The 20,478-nt window shown below is 66.2% G+C and carries 18 protein-coding genes; 12 read left to right on the top strand and 6 right to left on the bottom strand.

Going from position 1 to position 20,478, the window contains the following annotated elements:
* Positions 1–3: 3 nt before the first annotated feature.
* Together ABD206_RS00090 and ABD206_RS00085 are read right to left on the bottom strand one after the other, a co-directional pair.
* Entirely contained in the window at positions 4–909 is a 906-nt protein-coding gene (locus tag ABD206_RS00090; RefSeq protein WP_344067634.1) for a glycosyltransferase family 2 protein, read from the bottom strand.
* Complete coding sequence (locus ABD206_RS00085) at positions 906–2,024, bottom strand: glycosyltransferase (RefSeq protein WP_344067632.1); 1,119 nt, start codon at positions 2,022–2,024, stop codon at positions 906–908. Before ABD206_RS00085 ends, ABD206_RS00090 begins: the two co-directional genes overlap by 4 nt.
* An 83-nt stretch (positions 2,025–2,107) precedes the next feature.
* Here ABD206_RS00085 and ABD206_RS13615 point away from each other — a divergent pair, with 83 nt between their 5' ends.
* From ABD206_RS13615 to ABD206_RS00060, 5 genes are all read left to right on the top strand, one after another.
* The gene (locus ABD206_RS13615) at positions 2,108–2,407 is read left to right on the top strand and encodes an integrase core domain-containing protein (RefSeq protein WP_425561145.1); all 300 of its coding nucleotides are present in this window, start codon (positions 2,108–2,110) and stop codon (positions 2,405–2,407) included.
* A gap of 109 nt (positions 2,408–2,516) precedes the next feature.
* Positions 2,517–3,968 (top strand): sugar transferase, encoded by a 1,452-nt coding sequence (locus ABD206_RS00075; RefSeq protein WP_344067630.1) that lies wholly within the window; start codon positions 2,517–2,519, stop codon positions 3,966–3,968.
* Positions 3,969–4,048: 80 nt separating this feature from the next.
* Complete coding sequence (locus ABD206_RS00070; protein WP_344067628.1) at positions 4,049–5,422, top strand: polysaccharide biosynthesis tyrosine autokinase; 1,374 nt, start codon at positions 4,049–4,051, stop codon at positions 5,420–5,422.
* Complete coding sequence (locus tag ABD206_RS00065; RefSeq protein WP_344067626.1) at positions 5,419–6,210, top strand: WecB/TagA/CpsF family glycosyltransferase; 792 nt, start codon at positions 5,419–5,421, stop codon at positions 6,208–6,210. Before ABD206_RS00070 ends, ABD206_RS00065 begins: the two co-directional genes overlap by 4 nt.
* Positions 6,207–7,055: a glycosyltransferase family 2 protein gene (locus ABD206_RS00060; RefSeq protein WP_344067624.1), complete on the top strand. Its 849-nt coding sequence runs from the start codon at positions 6,207–6,209 to the stop codon at positions 7,053–7,055. Before ABD206_RS00065 ends, ABD206_RS00060 begins: the two co-directional genes overlap by 4 nt.
* Here the strand turns inward: ABD206_RS00060 and ABD206_RS00055 are convergent.
* Both ABD206_RS00055 and ABD206_RS00050 read right to left on the bottom strand, forming a co-directional pair.
* Positions 7,052–8,059 carry a glycosyltransferase family protein gene (locus tag ABD206_RS00055; protein ID WP_344067622.1) on the bottom strand — a complete coding sequence of 336 codons (1,008 nt, stop codon included), beginning with the start codon at positions 8,057–8,059 and terminating at the stop codon, positions 7,052–7,054. The two genes, ABD206_RS00060 and ABD206_RS00055, sit on opposite strands and share 4 nt — an antisense overlap.
* Complete coding sequence (locus ABD206_RS00050; protein ID WP_344067620.1) at positions 8,056–9,519, bottom strand: lipopolysaccharide biosynthesis protein; 1,464 nt, start codon at positions 9,517–9,519, stop codon at positions 8,056–8,058. Before ABD206_RS00050 ends, ABD206_RS00055 begins: the two co-directional genes overlap by 4 nt.
* Positions 9,520–9,623: 104 nt before the next feature.
* Here ABD206_RS00050 and ABD206_RS00045 point away from each other — a divergent pair, with 104 nt between their 5' ends.
* Genes ABD206_RS00045 through ABD206_RS00035 form a run of 3 tightly spaced genes read left to right on the top strand, consistent with a single transcriptional unit; the run spans position 9,624 to position 13,058 of the window.
* Entirely contained in the window at positions 9,624–10,904 is a 1,281-nt protein-coding gene (locus tag ABD206_RS00045) for an O-antigen ligase family protein (protein WP_344067618.1), read from the top strand.
* Positions 10,905–10,908: 4 nt separating this feature from the next.
* Positions 10,909–11,928 (top strand): glycoside hydrolase family 6 protein, encoded by a 1,020-nt coding sequence (locus ABD206_RS00040; RefSeq protein WP_344067616.1) that lies wholly within the window; start codon positions 10,909–10,911, stop codon positions 11,926–11,928.
* Positions 11,925–13,058: an acyltransferase family protein gene (locus ABD206_RS00035; protein ID WP_344067614.1), complete on the top strand. Its 1,134-nt coding sequence runs from the start codon at positions 11,925–11,927 to the stop codon at positions 13,056–13,058. The genes ABD206_RS00040 and ABD206_RS00035 overlap by 4 nt, the downstream gene beginning before the upstream one ends.
* On the opposite strand, the gene ABD206_RS00030 is transcribed toward ABD206_RS00035, so the two are convergent.
* Together ABD206_RS00030 and ABD206_RS00025 are read right to left on the bottom strand one after the other, a co-directional pair.
* The gene (locus tag ABD206_RS00030; RefSeq protein ID WP_344067613.1) at positions 13,045–14,793 is read right to left on the bottom strand and encodes a cellulase family glycosylhydrolase; all 1,749 of its coding nucleotides are present in this window, start codon (positions 14,791–14,793) and stop codon (positions 13,045–13,047) included. The genes ABD206_RS00035 and ABD206_RS00030 overlap by 14 nt on opposite strands.
* Before the next feature lie 67 nt (positions 14,794–14,860).
* Positions 14,861–16,303 carry a sugar transferase gene (locus ABD206_RS00025; RefSeq protein ID WP_344067611.1) on the bottom strand — a complete coding sequence of 481 codons (1,443 nt, stop codon included), beginning with the start codon at positions 16,301–16,303 and terminating at the stop codon, positions 14,861–14,863.
* A 68-nt stretch (positions 16,304–16,371) separates the two neighbouring features.
* Between ABD206_RS00025 and ABD206_RS00020 the strand changes: the two genes are divergently transcribed.
* The 4 genes from ABD206_RS00020 (at position 16,372) to ABD206_RS00005 (ending at position 19,878) form a co-directional block, all read left to right on the top strand.
* Positions 16,372–17,679, top strand: coding sequence for a UDP-glucose dehydrogenase family protein (locus ABD206_RS00020; protein WP_344067610.1), 1,308 nt, complete (start codon positions 16,372–16,374; stop codon positions 17,677–17,679).
* Between the two features lie 48 nt (positions 17,680–17,727).
* On the top strand, positions 17,728–18,411 hold the full coding sequence (locus ABD206_RS00015) for a DUF2510 domain-containing protein (RefSeq protein WP_344067608.1): 684 nt from the start codon (positions 17,728–17,730) through the stop codon (positions 18,409–18,411).
* Between the two features lie 138 nt (positions 18,412–18,549).
* A complete protein-coding gene (locus ABD206_RS00010) occupies positions 18,550–18,810 on the top strand; it encodes a hypothetical protein (RefSeq protein ID WP_344067606.1) in 261 nt (86 codons plus the stop codon).
* Between the two features lie 123 nt (positions 18,811–18,933).
* Positions 18,934–19,878, top strand: a complete 945-nt coding sequence (locus tag ABD206_RS00005) for a CPBP family intramembrane glutamic endopeptidase (protein ID WP_344067604.1) — start codon at positions 18,934–18,936, stop codon at positions 19,876–19,878.
* The last annotated feature ends 600 nt before the right edge of the window (positions 19,879–20,478 follow it).

Here is a 20,478-nt window from a genome sequence, read left to right as displayed (position 1 = left end):
CCGCTAACCGCGACCCTGCGCGACGTATGAAGGCTCGCGAGCGGAGTTCAGTCCGGCCCAGAGTCCAGAGGCGGTTGCGAACGACTCTTGGAGGCGCGGAAGGCGGGACAGAGCGAACGCCAGCCGAGCGCCGAGCATCGCAGGCAGGAACACCCAAAGCTCACGATGCCTCCGGTACAGGATCGCTCTACTACGCGCCGCATGGAAGAGGGTGATCCTCGACTTCGAGCCGCCACTTGAGCCGGTCGTCACCCCGCTCTCATGCCCAACAGTCAAGCCGACGTAGGTCGCGATGTGCGCACCACGTCGCGACATCCGCAAGAATAGGTCTGCCTCTTCGCAATAGAGGAAATACTCTTCCGACAATCCGTCCGATTCAATCCATAGGCTCTTTGCCATGGCCATGAAGTGCCCGCCGGGGTAGGCAAGCCATCGCCTACTGAGCCTGCGGTCCGAGCTGAGTTGCACGCTCCGGCCCGTCCAGCGATCCATCGCCGCGCGCCCGTCTCCCGACCCGCCTGGGCCCATCACCGCGGGGACAACAATCTGACGCTCGTCTCGCGCGACGTATCCTGACATCTCCGATATTGATCCCGCGGAGATACGAACGTCTGGATTTATCACCATCACGACGTCAAAATCAAAACCGGAGACCGCATAGAACGCAAGGTTGTTGCCGCCGGCGTACCCTCTATTCTCCTTAGATACCGTCAATACGATTCGCCTGAAAGTTCGCTCGAATTCCGAGCACAGTCGGGAAAGTTCACTCCCTTCGCACGCATCCATCGAGTTATCAACTATCGAGATGATGAGCTCCGAGGCGCCGGGCTGAGCGCTCAAATCATTCAAAATCGCCGATACACGATCGGTCGAGAAGAAGTTCACCAAGAGGATTGCCGCCGTGGTCATTGCGCTACCCTCGCGTTCAAACCTTCAGTTACCCACCTACGTATGCGCAGTTCGAACTCGGCAACATCAAACTCAAGCGCGCGCGTGCGTGCGGCTTCACGATGGGCATCCGCCACTGCAGCCGCCGCAGCGGAGAGATCTGCAGGTGACGCGAAATCCACGAGCCTACCAGTGACTCCGTCGACGACGCTTTCTGCCGCTCCTCCAGTCCGGTTCGCGATCACCGCCGCGCCCGCCGCCATCGCCTCGACCGGCATGATGCCGAAGTCTTCGATCGCAGGGAAGACATATGCGTGGCACCGCTCGTAGAGCGAATACAGCAGTTCATCGGAGGGTCGTATGACGAAGTGAACCAGCGCGCCCGATTCGCGAGCGAGCGAGCGCAACCGCGGCTCATCTGGGCCATCCCCCGCGATGACTACTGGAAAGCCGGTTATTCGCCCCGCCCTGATTACATCGTCGAGGCGTTTGTAAGGCACGAATCTCGATGCACCGAGAAGGAATGATGGTGGCAACTGGCTCAGGATTCGCTCGTCGTCCGCCGAAAGTCGCTCCTGCCAGCTACCACCCCCCTGTATTTTTCGCACGTCGACGGGCGGGTAGATCACAGTCGCATCGACGTCCCAGGATCTGGCAATTCGTTGGCGAACGAAGTCGCTGTTCGCGACGAAGTTTCCACCTTCCTGAGCCCGTTTTCGATCGATCCATCGAAAGGACGGGGCCATCATCCTGGCGAGGAGTGTCCGACCTCGCTCGTCAAGTGCAGGCTCCCAGATATATCGCGCTGGCGAATGCACGTATACGAATCGTGGCTTTTGAGAGCCGCCTCGGGGCCTAGCGTGATGCGCGAAGAGGTGCGAGCTGACGAGGAGCCAGTCGGCGTCGGTCGGGGGCAATGCGCGCCAGGTGACAGGCATAAACGGAAGAGCAAGTGCCTTGTGCCGCCGCAACGGAGTTCTCCCGATCCACGACTCCTTCACTCGCGTGTCTCCAGAACCGGTCTCATCCCATAGGCAGCGGACATCGGCGTCCGGGAAGACACGCGCGAACGCCTCAACGACTTTCTCAGAGCCACCTGACTGAGCGATCCACTCATGGACGATCAAACCTGGCATAAGTACATGCTCCCGGTGGCGGCACTAGATATGCAAAAGACAGTTTCATCATGAAGCACGTGTGCTAGATCACCAATTTTGGGATGCCCGTCGGTCTCCACAGCCATCCACCTACACCGCCAGCGCTCGATGCCGGTTCTCTGCACACCGTCGACAACGTCAAGTGGGTCACCGCCGAGTGGGTCGACTGGTACAACAATCGACGCCTGCACTCGACGCACGGCGAAGTCCCACCCAACGAGTTCGAAGCCGTCTACTACGCTCACCTCGAAACGCCATCCCACCCGGTGCTGGCACCCGCATGGGAGCGGCAGAGAACCGGGGACGGTTCATCCCGCGCACCTGCGGATCAGGCCGGCTGGCGCCAACGAGGCATGGTCTGAAGCGAGGCCAAGTCACAGCCCAATCCTGACTCACCGACGCAATTGCGAAACCTCGGTCTGGTACACATGCACCGAGTTGGCTCGTTGGCGTCTGTGGGAGGGTGGAAACGTGCGACATTCTCGAGACGAGCGCACCTGGCCCGCGCGCTACGGGTTGAGGCTGTTCATTAGCGACGCCGTGGTCTTGATCTGGGTGGTGTTCGGAACCCAGATCGTATGGTTCGGAACGGGGAATGCTCAGCTCACCCTGCGGGAAGCGCATCTGCCTGACGTTTCGTATTGGCTCACATCCGCCGCTCTCGTGATTCTCTGGTTGTGGGCCCTGTCGCTCGCAGATTCGCGAAGCTACCGCGTGATCGGTATAGGAAACGCTGAGTACGCGACGGTTATCGCCGCATCGATACGGCTCTTCGGTGTCATCGCGATCGTCGCTTTCCTCTTCCGAATTGATATCGCCCGCGGTTATCTCCTGATCAGCCTGCCGGTGGGAATCGTCCTGCTCTTGCTCGTACGTTGGCTGTGGCGACAGTGGCTGCATGCCATCCGCGCGCGCGGACACTTCATGGCGCGCGTGTTGCTCGTCGGATCGCCGGCATCGGTCACGCACGTCGGGCAAGACCTGTCGAAGAACACGAACGCCGGCTACAAGGTTGTGGGAGTCTGCCTCACCTCACCCGATACCGACGGGCTCGTCAAGGACGCCGGCTACGAGGTTCTGGGCGCGATCGACGACGTCGATGCGGCACGTGAGCGATCCGGCGCCGACACGATCGCTGTCACCAGCGCTGACGACCTGCCCCCGGAGAAGGTCAAGCAGATCTCCTGGAACCTTGAGGCAGGAAAGCAGCACCTCGTGCTCGCGCCATCAATCGCCGACGTCGCCGGCCCCCGCATCCATATGCGCCCGGTCTCGGGGCTTCCGCTGGTCCACGTGGAGACGCCACGCCTCTCGCTCGGTCAGCGATTCGCGAAGCGGTCGTTCGATCTCGTGGCCGGCATCGTGATCGCGATCCTGATTTCACCGGTCATGGCGGCAGTCGCGATCGCGGTCTCAGCAACGAGCGTTGGTCCGGTCTTCTACCGGCAGGAGCGCATCGGACGCGACGGCGAGCCGTTCCGCATGATCAAGTTCCGCTCGATGCGGATCGGTGCCGACGCTGAGCTCAAGGCATTGCTCGAAGCTCAGGGCACCAGTGAAAAGCCGCTGTTCAAGATCAAAGACGATCCGCGCATCACGCCGGTCGGCAAATTCATCCGCAAGTACTCGCTCGACGAGCTCCCTCAGGTCTTCAATGTCATCGGCGGGTCGATGAGCCTCGTGGGGCCGCGTCCCCAGATCGCGGCCGAGGTGGCGCTTTACTCCGACACCGCTCGTCGCCGTCTGATGGTGCGCCCCGGCATCACCGGACTCTGGCAGGTGAGTGGCCGCTCGAGCATGGACTGGGAAGAAGCGGTCAAGCTCGACCTTTACTACGTCGAGAACTGGAGTCTCGCGACCGATCTCACGATCCTCGTGAAGACCGCGCGCGCCGTACTGGCTCCCGGCGACACGGCGCACTGATCCGGTCGATATATTGAAGGCGGGCCGGTTCTCCCAAGCGTCGCGCCCCCACCGTTTGTTCTTCGACCCCCGGCGAGGCCATGGATCTGCGTAGCTACATGCGATTGCTGATCCGTCGGTGGCCGGTGTTCCTGATTGTCACGATCGTCGTCGGCGGATTGCTGGGGGGTGCCTCATACCTGATCACCCCCGTCTACACGGCAAAGACCGAGGTGCTCTTCTCCCCCCGCACGACGACCGAGACCACCGTCGATGAACGGCGCCTGGGCGCCATGTACGTCAGCGACCGCATCGCGAACTACGCGGCACTGGTCACCAGCGAGAGCGTGCTCGAGCCGATCATCCGCAAGCTCGACCTCGACATGTCGGTTGGGGCCCTCGAAGACGACATCTCGGTGGAGATCCCCACGAGCACGACGCTGTTGAGCATCTCGGTCACCAGCGACAGCGCCACGGGTGCCGCCGAGATCGCCGAGGCGATCGCTGCCGCCCTGCCCTCCGTTGTCGCCGGTGTCGAAAGTGCGGCCACGGTTGCCACATCCCCCGTCATCACCGAGACCATCCAGCCCGCCTCGCCCCCGAGCAACCCGACGTCGCCCAACGTTCGCCTGAACCTGATCGTCGCGGCCATGCTCGGCCTGTTCGCGGGCCTGCTGACGGCGGTGTTGGTAGACAACTTCGACAACCGGGTGCGCCGCGGGGCGGATGTCACTCCCCTCGGCATCCCGTATATCGGCGGTATGCGCCTTGTCCGCGGCAAGCGCGCGAAAGACATGCTCATCCTCGACAAGCAGCCGCACGAGATCTCGGCCGCCTATCGGCGCCTGGGGATCGACGTGCTGTTCCGCGCGGGCGAGGCACCCGTCAGCATCCTGTTCACCTCGGTCAAGACCGGCGCCGGCAAGACGACGACCGCCGCGGCGATTGCGGGTGCTCTCGCAGAGTCCGGCAACCGCGTCGTCTACATCGACGCCGACGTGCGTGGCGGGCGCTTGGCGGCACAGGCGGGCATCCCGCAGACCCGCGGTGTCACCGACCTTGTCTCCAGCCGTATCGGGCTCGATGAGGCGATGTTCTACTGGCGGCCCGGCCAGTTCACGATCATGCCCTGCGGCGGTGCGGCGATCGACGTGAGCGAAATGCTCGCCGGCGAGCGCATGCAGATGCTGCTCATCGAGATGGAAGAGCTCTTCGACGTCATCATCGTGGATGCTCCGCCCACCACGAACGCCAGCGAGGCCGCGCGCTTCACGCAGAACTTCCAGAACGTGGTCGTGGTCGCCGAAGCCACCGAAACCAAGCGCGCGGAGCTGCTGCGCGGGGTCAAGGCGCTGCAGCAGGCCGGCGCGAAGGTGCTCGGCGTCATCCTCTCTCGCGTCAGCAAAGACGAAGAGGCAGCCGCCGCCGAAGACACCAGCGCTGAAGCGGCCACCGAGGAGACGGCAGCGAAATGAGCGCCCGCCCCCTCGTCACCCAGAACGCCACCTTTCAGATTTCGCCGTTCGACGAGGAGCAGGTCGTGGCCGCGCTGCTGGATCGCACCCCTCCGCTGGATGCCGGCCGGCCGCACCTGATCGTCACCCCCAACATGAACCACCTCGCGCGGCTGCAGGCCTCGGCGCCGCTCGGAGCCGCCTACGACCGCGCCGACATGATCCTGGCCGACGGGTGGCCCGTGGTGCGCCTCGCCAACAGCCTGGGCGCGCAGATCACGGGCCGTGCCACCGGCAGCGGCATCGTGCGTCGTCTGGCCGACACCCCGGGCGAGGGCCGCACGATCTTCCTGGTCGGAGGCTCCACCCCGCAGGCGACAGATACCGCGGCCGCCCGGTTTCGCTCGAACGGATGGCTGGTGGAAACCGAACACGCGCCGATCGGCTGGCTCGACGACACAGCCAACATCGATGAGCTCGCGGGTCGCATCGCCGCATCGCAGGCATCCATCGTCCTGCTCGGTGTCGGCTCCCCCAAGCAGGAGATCCTCGGCGCCACCCTGCTCGACGCCCCCGGCGTGACAGCGACCATGCTCGGCATCGGGGCATCCATCGACTTTCTCGCCGGGCACACCCGCCGCGCACCCGAATGGATGCAGCGCCTCGGCATCGAGTGGTTGCACCGCATCATCACCGACCCCGCCCGGCTTCTGCGCCGCTATGCCGGCGATGTCGTGCCGTTCGTGCGCGTTGCCCGTCAGTCCCGTCGTTTCCGTCCCTCTCCCCCCGAAGGAGCGACCCTGTCATGACCCTGCTGATCGTCACCCCGATGCACAATGAGGCCGACAATGTCGAAGGCCTGCTTGCCTCACTGCGCGAGCAGGCCTTCCGTGACTTCGACTGGGTGGTGGTCGATGACGGCAGCACCGACGGCACCTCGGCCCGCATCGCCGAGCTCGACACCGACGGGCTTGCCTCCGTCGTCGCGAAGACCAACGACGGCGGCCTCATCGGCGGCTCGGCCTACACCTCATGGCGATTCGGCGTCGCCCACGCGCTGCCGACCAAGCCCTACAGCCACGTCATGAAGCTCGACGCCGACGTGCGCCTGGCTCCCGACTATCTGGAGCGGATTGTCGCGCTCGCATCGGGCGATGTGGGAGTCGCCGGCGGGGTCATCGTCACAAGCGGTATGGCTGAGCAGAAGTTCCACGTGCCCGGTCCCGTGAAGCTCTACACCGCGGATGCCTACCGGGCGACCGAATCCATGCCGTCGGCGATCGGGTTCGATGTGCTCGACGAGGTCGCCGCCCACCTGGCGGGGCTTCGTACCGCCGTCGACACCGACGCGCGCTTCGAGCTCGCACGCGCGATCGGTGCGAGCGAAGGCAAAGTGCACGGCCGCTACCGCAACGGACGGGTGTGCCGGTGGACGGGCTATTCGTTCCCCTACTTCCTCGTGCACTGCGCCCGCTACGTGGCTCGACGCCCGTACGTGATCGGGTCGCTGGCGATGCTGTGGGGCTACATCCGCGCCGGTCGCGGGCCCTACGCGCCGGAGCTGAAGAAGGCACACGCGCGGATGCAGCGCGCCAAGCTCGGCCGGGCACTCCGCAGCCCCTTCGGGTTCTGGCGCGAGGCCTACAAGGTCTAGCCCCGGCGCGCAGCGAGCTCGCGGTACAGCGCGACGTGCGCCGCGATGTGCGTCGGCCAGTCCCGCTTGCTGAGATCCGGTCCACCGGAATCGGGCACGCGGCGCAGGGCATCCGCGACGACCTCGCCGGTCAGATCGCCGTCGTAGAGCATGACCCAGTCCGCGCCGACCTCAGCCGCGATCGCCTCGTTGGCACCGCTGCTGGGAACGAGCACCGGCCGCCCCACCGAGAGGGCGTAGAGCAGCGCCCCCGAGTTGTACATGTGGGGGTAGGGCAGGCAGACGAGGCGATGGCGACGGATCTCGGCCACGAGCTCCGTGTCGTCGCGGTGGCGCTCGTCCAGCTCCGCCGTTGCGGCGCCGGCGAAGCGCTCGGCGAGCGCGCGACCGTAGTCCGGGTCCAGCGCCCGGCCGGTGACGGTGAGGGTCGCGCCGGCCGCGGTCGCGGCATCCAGCAGCGCCTCGATGCCCTTATAGGGGCGCAGCATGCCGAAGAGCACCACGTCGCGCTCGGCCTCGACCTCGGCGCCCGGTGATCCCGCACCCAGCGCACCGTGCGCGGTGAGCCAGTCCCGGTAGTCGGGGTGCAGCATCACAACGCCCTGCGTCAGGTCGTTGTCGGCCGCCGCGTTGAGGTAGATCCGCGTCGTGATGAGGCGCTCGAGAAGGCGCAGCATCCACCCCTCGAAGCCCCCCTCACGCTCGTGCGACGCCCGGTTGTGCACGGTGAGCACCACGGGCACGCGCCGCGCGCGCAGACGCAGCAGCAGCCACGTCGACAGCACACGCTTGATGAGGGTCTTCGGCCAGCCTGCCGCCCGGTAGAGCTGGTGCGGCCAGTGCACGTGGAAGACGTCCGGGCGGGTGAGCAGCGCCGCCTTCGTCGACAGCGGCAGCACCGTCACCTGCTCGCGGACGCCCGCCATCAGCTGGTGCAGGTAGGGGTTGTCATCGGGCTTCAGCGGGCCGGTCGACCAGAGCACGGTGAGCGCGGTGGATCTCATGACGCGGCCTCCCCGCGGTGTCGGACGCGTCGCACCAGGGCCAGCAGGGTGCCGAGGTCACGACGGTAGGGCGGCAGCGCGAGGGCAGCGGCGCTGACGGCGGCGAACGCGGCCGCGCTCACGATGAGGGCGACGAGATCGGGCAGCGCGTCGGCGGCGGTCCCCGCGCCCCAGGCGGCGAGCGCGGCGAGCACGAACAGCACGGCAGGGCGCACGGCGGGGAGGATCGTCGGTGCGATCGGAACGTGCGCGCGCGGCAGGGCGAAAAAGAGCGCCGAGAGCAGGATCAGGAGCTGCCCCGCGGCCCCCGCGTAAGCGACCCAGACCGGGCCAAGGGAGACGACGGCGATCATGAGGCCGATCATGACGACTCGCGCGCCGAACTCGGTCGCGAACAGCAGGCCGGTGCGGCCCTGGGACAGCAGCACCCAGTACGAGACGTACCCGATCGCCTGCAGAGCGCCCGCGAGGCACAGGGCGCGGAGGAAGGGCACGGCCTCGTGCCATCCGTCTCCCAACACGACGGGGACGAGCCAGTCCCCTGTGCCGGCGACGAACGCGAGCAGCGAGAGCAGCAGGGTCGTCAGGGCCAGCTGGGTCTTCTTCACGGCATCCAGGTAGGCCGGCCGGTCCTCGAGCCGCCGTGACAGGTACGGCAGCACGACGCGGGTGAGGGGCGCGGCCACCTGCTGCGCGGGGATGCGTGCGATCTGGAACGCCCGGTTGTAATAGCCGAGCGTCGCCGCACCCCATACCCGGCCGATGAGCACCTGGTCGATGTTGGTGGAGATGTAGTTGACCACCTGTGTGAAGAACGTGTTGGTGCCGAACACCAGCAGGGAGCGCATCTGCTCACCGCGGCGGTAGAGCCCCGGCCACCAGCGCGCGCGGGCGACGAGGATGACGTTGGTGACGATCGCCGCGACGACCTGCATCGCCACCAGCGCCCAGTACGACCATCCGATCAGGGCTCCGACGAGGGCGACCGCGAAGCCGATCGCCTGGCCGAGGACGTCGGCGAGGGCGATGACGCTGAAGCGGAGGTCGCGATTGAGCTCGGTGCGAAACTGCACCGCCAGTCCGTTCAGAAGGAACACACTCGAAAGGGCGAGAGTGATCGGCGCGACCCGGATGTCGTCGTAGAGCGCCGCGAGCGGCAGGGCGAGGATGCAGACCACGACCGTGACCGCAATGCCGATGGCGGCATTCCACCAGAACAGGTTCGAGCGCTGCCCTCGGGTCAGCTCTTTCGCCTGGAGGGCGGCGAGGGAGAGCCCGAAGTCGCCGACGACGTAGGCGATGCCGACCACAGCGGTGACCATCGCCACCAGACCGAAATCGGCAGGTGTCAGCAGTCGGGAGAAGACCACGAGCGCCAGCAGCTGCAGCGCATAGCGACCCCACTGGCCGCTGAGCGCCAGCAGAGCGTTGCCGCCAGCAGAACGTTGCCCGGTTGCCACCCGTTCCCCCGTTTCTCGGCCTGTACGCTCTAACGGTACCGGTCCGCATGCGCGCGTCGACGCGCTCCGGAGGGCGACAGGCTCCCGCGACAAGATGGGCAACGATGGAACCGAAGTGGCGCCTGTTCATCACGCGCGACGCGGCCGCCGTCGTGCTGATCGTCCTGCTCTGGTGCCGCGCGGTGGGCCAGCTCATCGTGCTCTCGCTCACGGCCGAGAAGTCGTTCGTCGCCATCGGCCAAGATGAGGTCACCTCCCCCGCCGCCAGCCTCACCTCGCAGGGCTTCTTCCTCCTCGCGATCGCGTTCGCGGTCGGGGTCATCCTCTTCAACATCAACGACATCACCCGTCCCGGGCTGTGGCGCATCATGCTCGTGCTCGCCCCGTGGCTGTGGATGGTGGCCCGTGACGCCTACTCGGGGTCGGCCTCCGCCGACTCGGTGCTCTACGTCGCCGTCATTCTGGCGTTGGCCGCCCTGCGGCCACATCCGCGCATCCTCGGCGCGCTGGGATTCGTCGTCGTCCTCACCGCGGCGCTGGCGATCCTGTTCGGGTTTCTGCTGCCCGATGCGGGACTCTTGCGCGAAGCCGACGGCGCCGTGCGCGAACGGTCAGACAAGGAGATCCTGCCGGGCCTCGGCCTGCTGCAGGGAATGTTCACGTCGGAGAACAACCTCGGCCAGTACCTCTCGATGGGGATCGCCGCCGTGCTCATGATCCCGAAGTGGTGGCAGCGGTGCGCGGGTCTCGCGATCGTCGGATTCGCGATCATCTGGTCGGCCAGCCGCAGCTCCCTCGTCACGATGGTCGGTGTGCTCGCCGTCGGCAGCGTCGTGTGGCTGATCATCGAATTCCGTCGGCGAAAGCTCGCCTCCATCGCCGCCCGCGTCGCGATCGGTGGCAGTGTGCTGGTGATGTGTGCGCTCCCGCTGATGGGCTGGAGCAACGACGCCTTCACCGCCCGCGGCCAGATCTGGAACGGGTCTCTCGAAGAGTGGTCAAGCCGCGCGTTCCTGTTCGGACTCGGCCGCGAGTGGTACACGCAGATCGCCGGCACCGTGACCTCTCCGCTGAACTCTGCGGCCTACCACGGCCACAACCAGTTCGTGCAGCTGCTGGTCACCGGCGGCGTCGTGCTCGGCATCCTGGCCGTCGCATGGCTGCTCGTGCAGGCCTATGCGATCACCGAGCCGACCAATCGGTACCTTGTCATCACTGCCATACTCGTGGTGGGGATTGCGCTCGGGGGATTGCTCGAAGTTCCGCTCGGGTTCGTCGACCGGTCGGCGTTTTGGACCGTGACGGTGGTGCCGTTGGCGGTGTTCTTCTTCGCCAGACCGAGAGACACCGCGATTCCTGACACCCGAATTGCGATCAGGAGATAGCGGCATGCCGACCGAAGGCCACCTGACCCGCCGTGAGCGACGCGCGATCATCGTGACGGCGATCGTCGCGGCCGTGGTCATCGTGGCTGCGGTGCTGATGGCGACGACCGGAGCAGCGCGGTGGATTCTCGGAGCGTGGTTTCCTGGGACGGGCGCCCTCCCCGAGCCGACTCCGGTCAACGCCGAGCTCTACATCGACCCCGACATGCAGGTGCTCGCCGCGGCGGCAGAAGACCCGCGGTTGGATCCGATCGCCGAAACCGCGCAGGGCAAGTGGTTCACCGATTGGTCGACCGCCGAAACCGCCGAAGCGGACGTCAACGCCTACGTGCAGGGAGCGTCCGCGGCCGGGCAGGTGCCGGTGCTGGTGCTCTACCGCATCCCGCAGCGCGACTGCGGTGCGTGGGCCAGCGGCGGCGCTGACGACGAGCAGGAGTACCGCGACTGGATCGACGGCATCGCGCGTGGACTCACCGGCGAAACCGACGCGATCGTGATCGTCGAACCCGATGCCCTTCCCCAACTCGACAGGTGTGAGCAGGGCGACCGCGCCGGCTCACTCGCGTACGCCGTCGAGGCGCTCTCGGTCACCGGGGCGGATGTCTACATCGACGCCGGACATGAGAACTGGATCAGCGCCGCCGAGATGGCCCAGCGCCTGGTGGATGTCGGCATCGAGAGCGTCACCGGCTTCAGCCTCAACGTCGCCGCGCACTATTACACCGACGGAGAGATCGAGTACGCCGAGCAGCTGCGCGCCGAGCTGATGAGCCTCGGCGTCGAGGATGCCCACTACGTCATCGACACCGGACGCAACGGCGCAGGTCCCCAGGGCGACGACAACTGCAACCCGCCCGGGGCGCGCCTGGGCGAGCAGCCGCAGCTGTTCACGGGCACGGCGCTGGATGGGTTCTTGTGGATCAAGAACCCGGGCGAGACCGACGGCCAGTGCCGAGGCGGTCCGCCTGCCGGGTTCTGGGCACCGGCCGCGCTTTCTCTGCTGGGACTCGGCGGGCTGGAATGAGCGAGCAGGCGCCCGCCCCCGCGAACTCCCCCGCGAAGAACGACGCGCCGCGGACGAATTCTGCCGGCCGCTTCGCGCACATCGACGGGATGCGCGCCTTCGCCGTCATGCTCGTGGTCGTCGCCCATGCCGGCGCCGGTGGCATCGTGCCCGGCGGCAGCGGCGTGACGATCTTCTTCGCGATCTCAGGCTTCATCATCACGTACCTGGTGCTGCGTGAACGCGACCGCACCGACGGGTTCTCGGTGCGTGGCTTCTACTTTCGCCGTGCGGCGAAGATCGTGCCGCCGTTCATCGTCGCCGTCCTGGTCCCGTCGCTGATCTGGGCGATCTGGAATCCCATCGACTGGTGGGCACTGGCCGCCGAAGTGTTCTTCTTCTTCAACTGGGTCAAGATGTCGACGGGGTACCTCGTGATGCCCGGTACCGGCGTCGTGTGGAGCCTGTCGATCGAAGAGCAGTTCTACCTGGTGTTCGCGGTGCTCTGGTTGCTGATCGTGGGGTTGCGACGGTGGCGCGCGGTACTGGCGAGCGTCGCCGCGCTCGCCCTGATCGCATCGGTCACGGCCCGTTTCGTGCTCGCGGCCTTTCCCGGCACCGAGGAGCGCATCTACTACGGCACCGACACCCGCATGGGGGGCATCGCCCTCGGCGTCCTGGCTGCCGTGCTGCTGCACCTGTGGATGCAGCAGGGGTCGCCGTCCACCTGGTGGTCGAGGGTGATCGGATCGGATGCCGCCTTCGTCGGCGCGCTCGCCCTGTACCTGGCGAGCCTGCTCATCCGCGACGAATGGTTTCGCGACACGTTCCGTTTCCTCTTCCAGAGTGTCGCGGCAAGCATCGTCATCCTGTACGGGTTCATGGGGCGCCGCACGCGGCTGAAGACGTTCTTCCAAGCCGCGTCGGCCTGGCGCCCGGTCGCGCTCATCGGGCTCGCCAGCTACAGCATCTACCTCATCCACCTGACGGCGATCGACGCCGTCAGTCCGCTGTTCGTCAGCTGGCCGGTATGGGCATCCGTGATCGTGCTCGCAACGTTCGGCACCGGGATCGGCATCGCGATCTACTACGCCGTCGAAGTGCCCGTGCTGCGGTGGCGGCACCGCCGCGAGCGCGTCATTTCGCGCTGAGGACGAAGCTCGACGTCTCCGGGCCCGATGTCGCCGCCAGCTGCAGCCCCACGGTCACGGTCTGCCCCGCCGCGAGACTCTTCGCCCAGCCGCTCCCCTCGCAGCTGACCGTCGTTCCCGACAGCGAGCACTTCATGCCCCAGGCGTTGACGATGCGAGTCGCGTTCGGCGACGTCCAGGTCGCCGTCCACCCACTCGTCGCGCTCGTCGCGGTCACCACGACATTGGCCACGTAGCCCTGCGACCAGACGCTGGTCGGCTTGAGGTAGCCGGTCACCGTCGAGGTCGCGCTCGGCGTCGGGGTCGGAGTCGGAGTAGCCGTCGGCGTGGGCGTCGCGGTCGGGGTCGGGGTTGGGGTCGGCGTCGCCGTCGGAGTAGCCGTGGGGGTCGGAGTCGGAGTAGCCGTGGGAGTGGCGGTCGGACTCGGCGTCGCCGTCGGTGTGGCGCTCGGCGTCACCGTCGGAGTCGGAGTAGCCGTGGGAGTGACCGTCGGAGTCGGAGTCGGCGTGGGTGTCGGGTCAGACGCGGTCAGCAACGGCGCCAGGGCCGCCACCTTCGCGGCTTCGGGTGTCGACCAGTCGGCCTGCACGATCCCCCCGGTGTCACCCGAGTTCGGGTTGAATGACCAGAACGAGAAGCTGATGCCGGTCTCATCCAGGTAGTCGACGATCTCAGCCAGCCACTGCGCGTCGCTCGTGGTTTCGAGCTTGGTGCCGAACTCCCCGAGCAGCACCGGAGCGATGCCCTCGGTGGCGATGTAGCCCCAGTTCTGGTCCCACACCGAGGTGAGATTGGCCGGGTACGACGGGTCGCTGAACCATTTTTGCGAGCTGACCGACGACGGATAGTCGTGGGGCGAGTAGACGACGCGGTTCGCGACGTTGAGGACGACCGGGTCGTCGGCGACACCGCGCAGCCCGCCGCCCCACCATGTCCAGGTGTCATCGACGTCGTGGTGGACGCCTTCCACGATGATCAGCAGGTTCGGGTTGACGTCGAGCACGGCGTTTCCCGCGCGCGTGGCCGCAGCCTGCCAGTCGGTGGCTGGGTCCCCGCAGCCCCAGCAGGCGGTGTCGTGCGGCTCGTTGTGCAGGTCGAAGCCAATGACCGTAGGGTCATCGAGGTAGCGCTCGGCGAGCATCGTCCAGTCGTCGATCCACTGCTGCTCGCTGACGTCGGCGGTGTACCACAGCGCCGACTGTCCGGAGGAGTTGGGCCGGTGCCGGTCGAGGATGACATTCAGGCCGTGCGCGGCCGCGCGCTCGATGAAGGTGTCCATCAGCTCGATCGGCGTGAGAGAGACGAGATCGGGATTGATGCGGGCGTTGATCGAGCTCGTCGCGGTCGCCACCAGGCAGTCGTTCGCGTACGGAAGCCGGATCGTGTTGAAGCCGAGTTCTGCAATGGTCTCGAGCCCGTCGTCGAGCGTGATCGACCAGAGGCCGTGCGGCGTGCAGTTGGAGGTCTCAAGGCCAAACCACGACACGGACTTGATCGTGTACTCGTCGCCCGACTCGGTCACGATCTGTGAACCGCTCGTGTGCAGCCATCCCGACGGGGTGGCTGAGGCCGCCGAAACAGATGCGGTCAAACCTGCCGCCAGAACCACGCCGACCGCGGCCCACGCAGCCGCAACACCTTTGGACTTCTTTCCCCGACTGAATATCCGCACGACGCCTCTTTCGATCCCCCGATGGTCAATACGGGTACCGTAGTCGGCCGAGATGACGAGCATGCAACATCCTCGGGACATTCGACATCACAGTCGGCGCTGGACGTACGCCAGCGCGGATCCTGCCCGGTCAGTACGCTCCCTCGCGCTTCAACACCGCCGACACCGTGCGCAGGATGATCGTGATGTCACCGGTCAGCGACCAGTTCTCGACGTAGTAGAGGTCCAGGCGCACGGTGTCATCCCAGTCAAGATTCGATCGCCCGCTCACCTGCCAGAGCCCCGTGATCCCCGGCTTGACCAGCAGACGACGCTCGGCCCAGTGGTCGTATTCCTCGACCTCGCTCGGCAGGGGCGGCCGGGGGCCCACCAGCGACATCTCGCCGCGGAAGACGTTCAACAGCTGCGGCAATTCATCGAGACTGTAGCGACGCAGAAATCCGCCGATCTTGGTGATGCGGGGATCGTCGCGCATCTTGAACATGACCTGGTTGCCGTCCGAGGCATCCAACAGCGACGCGAGAATGCCCTCGGCGTCGCTCACCATCGACCGGAACTTGAGCATCTTGAACGGCTTGCCGTTCAGACCAATGCGCTCCTGCCGGAACAGCGCCGGACCGGGGCTGTCTCGACGGATCAGGATCGGCAGGATCAAGAAAAGGGGACTGAATACGAGGATCGCGAGCCCGGATGCGACGACGTCGAGCAGCCGCTTGACCCAGAGCTTCGGGCCGGACGTGTCAGGGAAGTCGACGTGGATGAGCGGCAGGCCGGCCACCGGGGTCGCGTGGATGCGCGGACCCGCGATGTCGGTCAGTGACGGCGACACGATCAGCGTGACATTCGCCCCCTCGAGCACCCAACCGAGCTCGCGCATCTCGTTCGCACCGATGCTGTCGGACCCGGTCAGGATCAACGCGTCCGCAGAGCTGTCGACGAGCGCCGGGAGGATCGTGTCGAACGAGCCGATGATCGGGATGCCGTCGATGAGATCAACGCCATCCGCGGCACCGTCTCGAGTGACGGCACCGACGATGGCGAGTCCGCCGCCCTTGTCGCGCTGGATCTCTTTCGCGATGCGCACCGACTTTGCGGCATCGCCATACAGAATGGCCGTCGTCTTGAACTCATCACGTCGTCGGCGGCGCACCAGCCAGCGACGCATCACCCAGCGCTCGAGCAGGATCAGCAGCACACCGAGAGGAAGACCGGTGAGCAGGAAAGCTTGACCGATCGTGTAGTTGAAGACGAAGGCGACGATGCCGAAGATGCCGAACACGCGAATGGTCAAATCGGCGACACGCTTGTACTCGGCGGTACCCGCACCAAGGATCCGAATGTCGCGGGTGCGATAGACCCACAGGAAGAAGATCCAGAGCACCCCCAGCAGAATGACGGGGACGGCGAACGGGATGATCACATACTGATCGGCGCCGGGGAACTGGAGATAGACCGGCTTGCCGAATCCATACCAGCCGATCTGCGCACTGAACAAGGTCACGAAGATGACCAGAAGGTCCGCGAAGAAAAGATACGACGCGAGACGGTCCGGCCAACGGGCATCGGGAGTCATTGAAGTCCTTGGGGGGAGGGCGACGCTCCGAAGCCTACCGACTGCAGCCCAGCCCGTAGGCTAGGCGCGTGAAGCTCTCTGTCATCGGATGCGGATACCTCGGCGCCGTGCACGCGGCGGCAATGGCCTCGATCGGGCACGACGTCGTCGGCATCGACGTCGACCAGCGGAAGGTCGATGCCCTCGCCAAGGGCGAGGCGCCCTTCTTCGAGCCTGGGCTGCAGGAGATCTTGACCGACGGCATCGCGTCGGGGCGACTGTCGTTCACGACCGATATGGCTGCCGCGCAAGGCGCGAAGGTGCACTTCATCGGTGTCGGCACACCGCAGGTGCGTGACGGGTACGCCGCCGACCTGACCTATGTGAACGCGGCCGTCGACGCGTTGGTGCCGCACCTGTCGCCCGGTGACATCGTCGCGGGTAAGTCGACCGTGCCCGTCGGCACCGCGGCGGAGTTGACGCCCCGGGTCGAGGCTGCGGGCGCAGTGCTCATCTGGAACCCCGAGTTCTTGCGTGAGGGCTTCGCGGTGAAAGACACCATCGACCCGGACCGGCTCGTCGTGGGCGTGGGCGCATCCGCCGGTGACGACGTGGTCGAGACGATGAAAGAGGTCTACGCGCCGGCGGTGGCGAAGGGGACGCCGTTCATCGTCACCGACCTCGCCACCGCGGAGCTCGTGAAGGTGTCGGCGAACGCGTTCCTCGCGACCAAGATCTCGTTCATCAACGCCATGGCCGAGATCGCCGAAACCGTCGGCGCGGACGTGACGCAGCTCGCGGACGCGATCGGACACGATGCGCGCATCGGGCGCCGGTTCCTCGGCGCGGGAATCGGGTTCGGTGGCGGTTGCCTCCCCAAAGACATCCGCGCCTTCTCGGCTCGCGCCGAAGAACTCGGCAAGGGCGAGTCGGTCGCGTTCCTGCGCCAGGTCGATGAGATCAACATGCGCCGCCGCGACCGCGCGGTGCAACTCGTCGTCGAAGGGCTGGGCGGGTCGGCGTTCGAGAAGAAGATCGCCGTGCTCGGCGCCGCGTTCAAGCCGCACAGCGACGACATCCGCGACTCCCCCGCCCTCGATGTCGCCGTGCGCCTCCACGGACTCGGGGCGGAGGTCACCGTGACCGACCCCGAAGCGATCGCGAACGCCCGGGCGAAGCATCCGCAGCTGACGTACATCGAAGACCGCGACGCGGCGCTGCGCGATGCGGACGCCGTCGTCGTGGTGACCGAGTGGGACGAGTACCGGCGGCAGATGCCCCCCGAGCACGTCTCGACGCTCACCGACGGACGCATCGTCGTCGACGGACGCAACTGTCTCGACGCCGACGCCTGGCGCGCGGCCGGTTGGACCTACTACGGCATGGGGCGTCCGTAGCGGCGGCTCGAGGCTCGTCGGGTACGGACGCACCGCGAAGGGATCGTGATGTCGACACCGCAGCAGACGCCGGCCGGGTGGTATCCGGATCCTGCTGTTCCGGGCGTGCAGCGCTGGTGGGATGGCGCGGTGTGGACCGGGTACATGTGGCCACCTGCCGGTGCACCCGGCGGTGTTGCGTCGCCGGTTCGGGATGAGCCTCGCCGCTCGCCCGGAGTCGACACGAACACCGTGTGGATCTGGCTGATCATTCTGTTGCCGGTGGTCTCAACGGTTCTGACGCTGGCGATGCCGTGGCGCATGGTGTTCGACATCCATCCCTACATCGAGGCTGCGGAAGCCGCGTCGCGCGGTGGGGTCTACACGTTGGACATGATGTTCCCCGGCAACACGGTCTTGTTCTCGGTGCTGTGGTGGGTGCTCATGCTCAGCACCTGGGTCATCTTCGGGTTGCAGATCTGGTTCGCGTACCGGGATCGTGCGGTGCTCGTTTCTCGGGGCATCGATCGACCGTTCCACTGGGCGTGGATCTTCCTGTCGCTCGCGTATCCGATCGGGCGAGCCGTGGTCTGCATCCGGCGCACCGGGCGCGGGTGGGCACCGCTGTGGACCCTCATCGGGGTCACGGTGTTCGGCTTCATCGCGTCGGGGATCATCGTGACGCAGATGATGGTCGGGACCATAGACATGGTGTGGGAGCTCGTGGAGTACGGGATTCGGTACTCCACGTAGGTGGGGCGGGGTGCGGCATCCGCTCCTCCACCGCCTCGACCTTCACGCATCAGTCTCAGGCGCGCAAGCGAATACGCTCGGGCGGACGGAAGGCTGGCAATCTGTCGGCATCCACTTCACACTGAAAGGGTGACCGTCGTGACCGAACCTCAGAGCTGGGTGCTCATCGGAGTATTCGCAACGATCATGCTGGGCGGACTCACGCTGTCGACGAACATGATCATGCGCAGCGTCGCCGCGAGCGTCTCAGGCATCGAAGGACGGCTCGACGGCAAGATCGAAGGAATGCGTGCCGAGATGAACGCACGCTTCGATGCGATGGGCATGCGGATCGACCACCTCGATCGGGATGTGACTGCCCTGACACGGCGCGCCTGGGGAGAGCCCTCGGGCGAGTAGAGGTCGGCGGGACGGCATCCGCATCTGGGCACCGGGGTGCGGCATCCATAGCTGATCGCTAGGGTCGGTCGAAACGTCGCTCGGGGAACGACTCGTGCGGTGGCACCGCGCGAGGAGGCACAGATGACGACTGACCCCCAGACCCTGCTGATTGAACAGCGCGAGCGCTTTGCGTTCGCGATGCGGGAGGCGAAGCGTCCGACCGGGCCGTGGATCGGGCTGCTGGTTGCGATCGGCCTGTTCGCGTCGCTGTCTGCGGTGAGCATCCTGGTGGTGTTGCTGGCGCAGGCCGTGCCGGCAATCGCCGCGTTCGCGGTATCGGCCGACCTCGTTGTGCAGGGCGTGACGTTCATCGTCGTATGGATCCTGCTGTGGGTGTGGATGCGATTCAAGGAACGCCGTGCGTTCGCGAGCATCGGGTTCCGAGAGCCTCGGCGCGGGTGGGTGCAGGCCGTGCGGGGGTTTGCGATCGGGGTGCTGGCGATGGCCCTCATCGTGGCGATTGCCGTGGGAACCGGGAACATGCGGTTTCTGACCTTGCCCGACGGCAACCCGTTCGCGTGGGCGGCGCTCGGATGGGTGCTGGTCGCGATCCCGGTGTTCGTCATCCAGGGCGGGGCCGAAGAGCTGATCAACCGCGGCTACCTGGTGCAGACGTGGATGCCGCGGTATGGACTCGTCTCGGCGGTCATCGTGCAGGCGGTCTTCTTCACACTCGCGCACTCCTTGAACCCCGGGATGAGCGTGTTCTCGGTCGCGGCGCTGCTGCTGGTGTCGGTGTTGCTGGTGTTCTGGGCACTCTCGGAGGGGTCACTGTGGGGTGTAGTCGCGTTCCATGCCGCATGGAACTGGGCGCAGGGGGGCCTGTTCGGCGTGAAGGTCTCAGGGAACCCCGTGGAGAACTCGCTGCTTGCGGTCGCGGAGACCGACGGGGCGAACTCGCTGATCTCGGGCGGGGAGTTCGGACTCGAGGCGAGCGTCGTGACGCTGGTGGTACTGGCCGGGATGAGTGCGGTCGCGATTGTTGTGTACGTGCGGGGGCAGCGGCGCGGGGTGGCGGTGGAGTGAGCTCCGGTGCCGGATCCTGAGAGGGCCTGCGCGACGAGCTGAACGCCCGCTGCGATGCCATGAACACGCGCATTGACCACCTGGATCGGGAAGTGTCTGCCCTCACGCGGCGCGCGTGGGGTGAGCCTTCGGGCGAGTAGCTCTAGGCCGCAGCAGTCCCGATCGCGTGGCGTACGGGCTGCCGCGGCCAGGCTGCGCCTGCCCTTTGCCGTCGAGGTGCGGGGTGCGGTTGGTTGGGATGGTTTCGGGCGGGTTGCATGCAACTCAGGCAGGGCAGCGCGCGCGGCATGAGTGTCTTATATTCGCAGCTTTGTTCTATGTGTTCGGCGTGGATCCGATCGAGGAAGCTCCTCACAAAAGGCTGAATTATGAGAGTTTTCCACATCGAGTGGATCGGCGGGTGTAATGTCGGTGGTCTGTGGTGCAATTAGTACATGATTTCGAGCGGGGTGGTGGAATACAGCGAGGCGCAAGCCGCCGAGCTGGAGTCGCTTGTTGCCGCGTTCGAAGAAGCCGAAACTGTGTTGGCTGCGGCGGAGGTCGCGCGGTCGCGGGCGCTGGCGCGGGCGGGGCGGTTGGCGCGGGAGATGGCTGCGAGCA

The organism is Microbacterium sediminicola (assembly GCF_039531125.1).
Lineage (GTDB): Bacteria > Actinomycetota > Actinomycetes > Actinomycetales > Microbacteriaceae > Microbacterium > Microbacterium sediminicola.
Note: the sequence above shows the minus strand (reverse complement) of the source record. Positions and strands in the feature narration are given on the sequence as shown.

Coding starts and splice junctions, on each gene's coding strand:
- ABD206_RS00090 (WP_344067634.1), bottom strand. CDS start 909: ATGACCACGGCGGCAATCCTCTTGGTGAACTTCTTCTCGACCGATCGT.
- ABD206_RS00085 (WP_344067632.1), bottom strand. CDS start 2,024: ATGCCAGGTTTGATCGTCCATGAGTGGATCGCTCAGTCAGGTGGCTCT.
- ABD206_RS13615 (WP_425561145.1), top strand. CDS start 2,108: ATGCCCGTCGGTCTCCACAGCCATCCACCTACACCGCCAGCGCTCGAT.
- ABD206_RS00070 (WP_344067628.1), top strand. CDS start 4,049: ATGGATCTGCGTAGCTACATGCGATTGCTGATCCGTCGGTGGCCGGTG.
- ABD206_RS00065 (WP_344067626.1), top strand. CDS start 5,419: ATGAGCGCCCGCCCCCTCGTCACCCAGAACGCCACCTTTCAGATTTCG.
- ABD206_RS00060 (WP_344067624.1), top strand. CDS start 6,207: ATGACCCTGCTGATCGTCACCCCGATGCACAATGAGGCCGACAATGTC.
- ABD206_RS00055 (WP_344067622.1), bottom strand. CDS start 8,059: ATGAGATCCACCGCGCTCACCGTGCTCTGGTCGACCGGCCCGCTGAAG.
- ABD206_RS00045 (WP_344067618.1), top strand. CDS start 9,624: ATGGAACCGAAGTGGCGCCTGTTCATCACGCGCGACGCGGCCGCCGTC.
- ABD206_RS00040 (WP_344067616.1), top strand. CDS start 10,909: ATGCCGACCGAAGGCCACCTGACCCGCCGTGAGCGACGCGCGATCATC.
- ABD206_RS00035 (WP_344067614.1), top strand. CDS start 11,925: ATGAGCGAGCAGGCGCCCGCCCCCGCGAACTCCCCCGCGAAGAACGAC.
- ABD206_RS00030 (WP_344067613.1), bottom strand. CDS start 14,793: ATGCTCGTCATCTCGGCCGACTACGGTACCCGTATTGACCATCGGGGG.
- ABD206_RS00025 (WP_344067611.1), bottom strand. CDS start 16,303: ATGACTCCCGATGCCCGTTGGCCGGACCGTCTCGCGTCGTATCTTTTC.
- ABD206_RS00015 (WP_344067608.1), top strand. CDS start 17,728: ATGTCGACACCGCAGCAGACGCCGGCCGGGTGGTATCCGGATCCTGCT.
- ABD206_RS00005 (WP_344067604.1), top strand. CDS start 18,934: ATGACGACTGACCCCCAGACCCTGCTGATTGAACAGCGCGAGCGCTTT.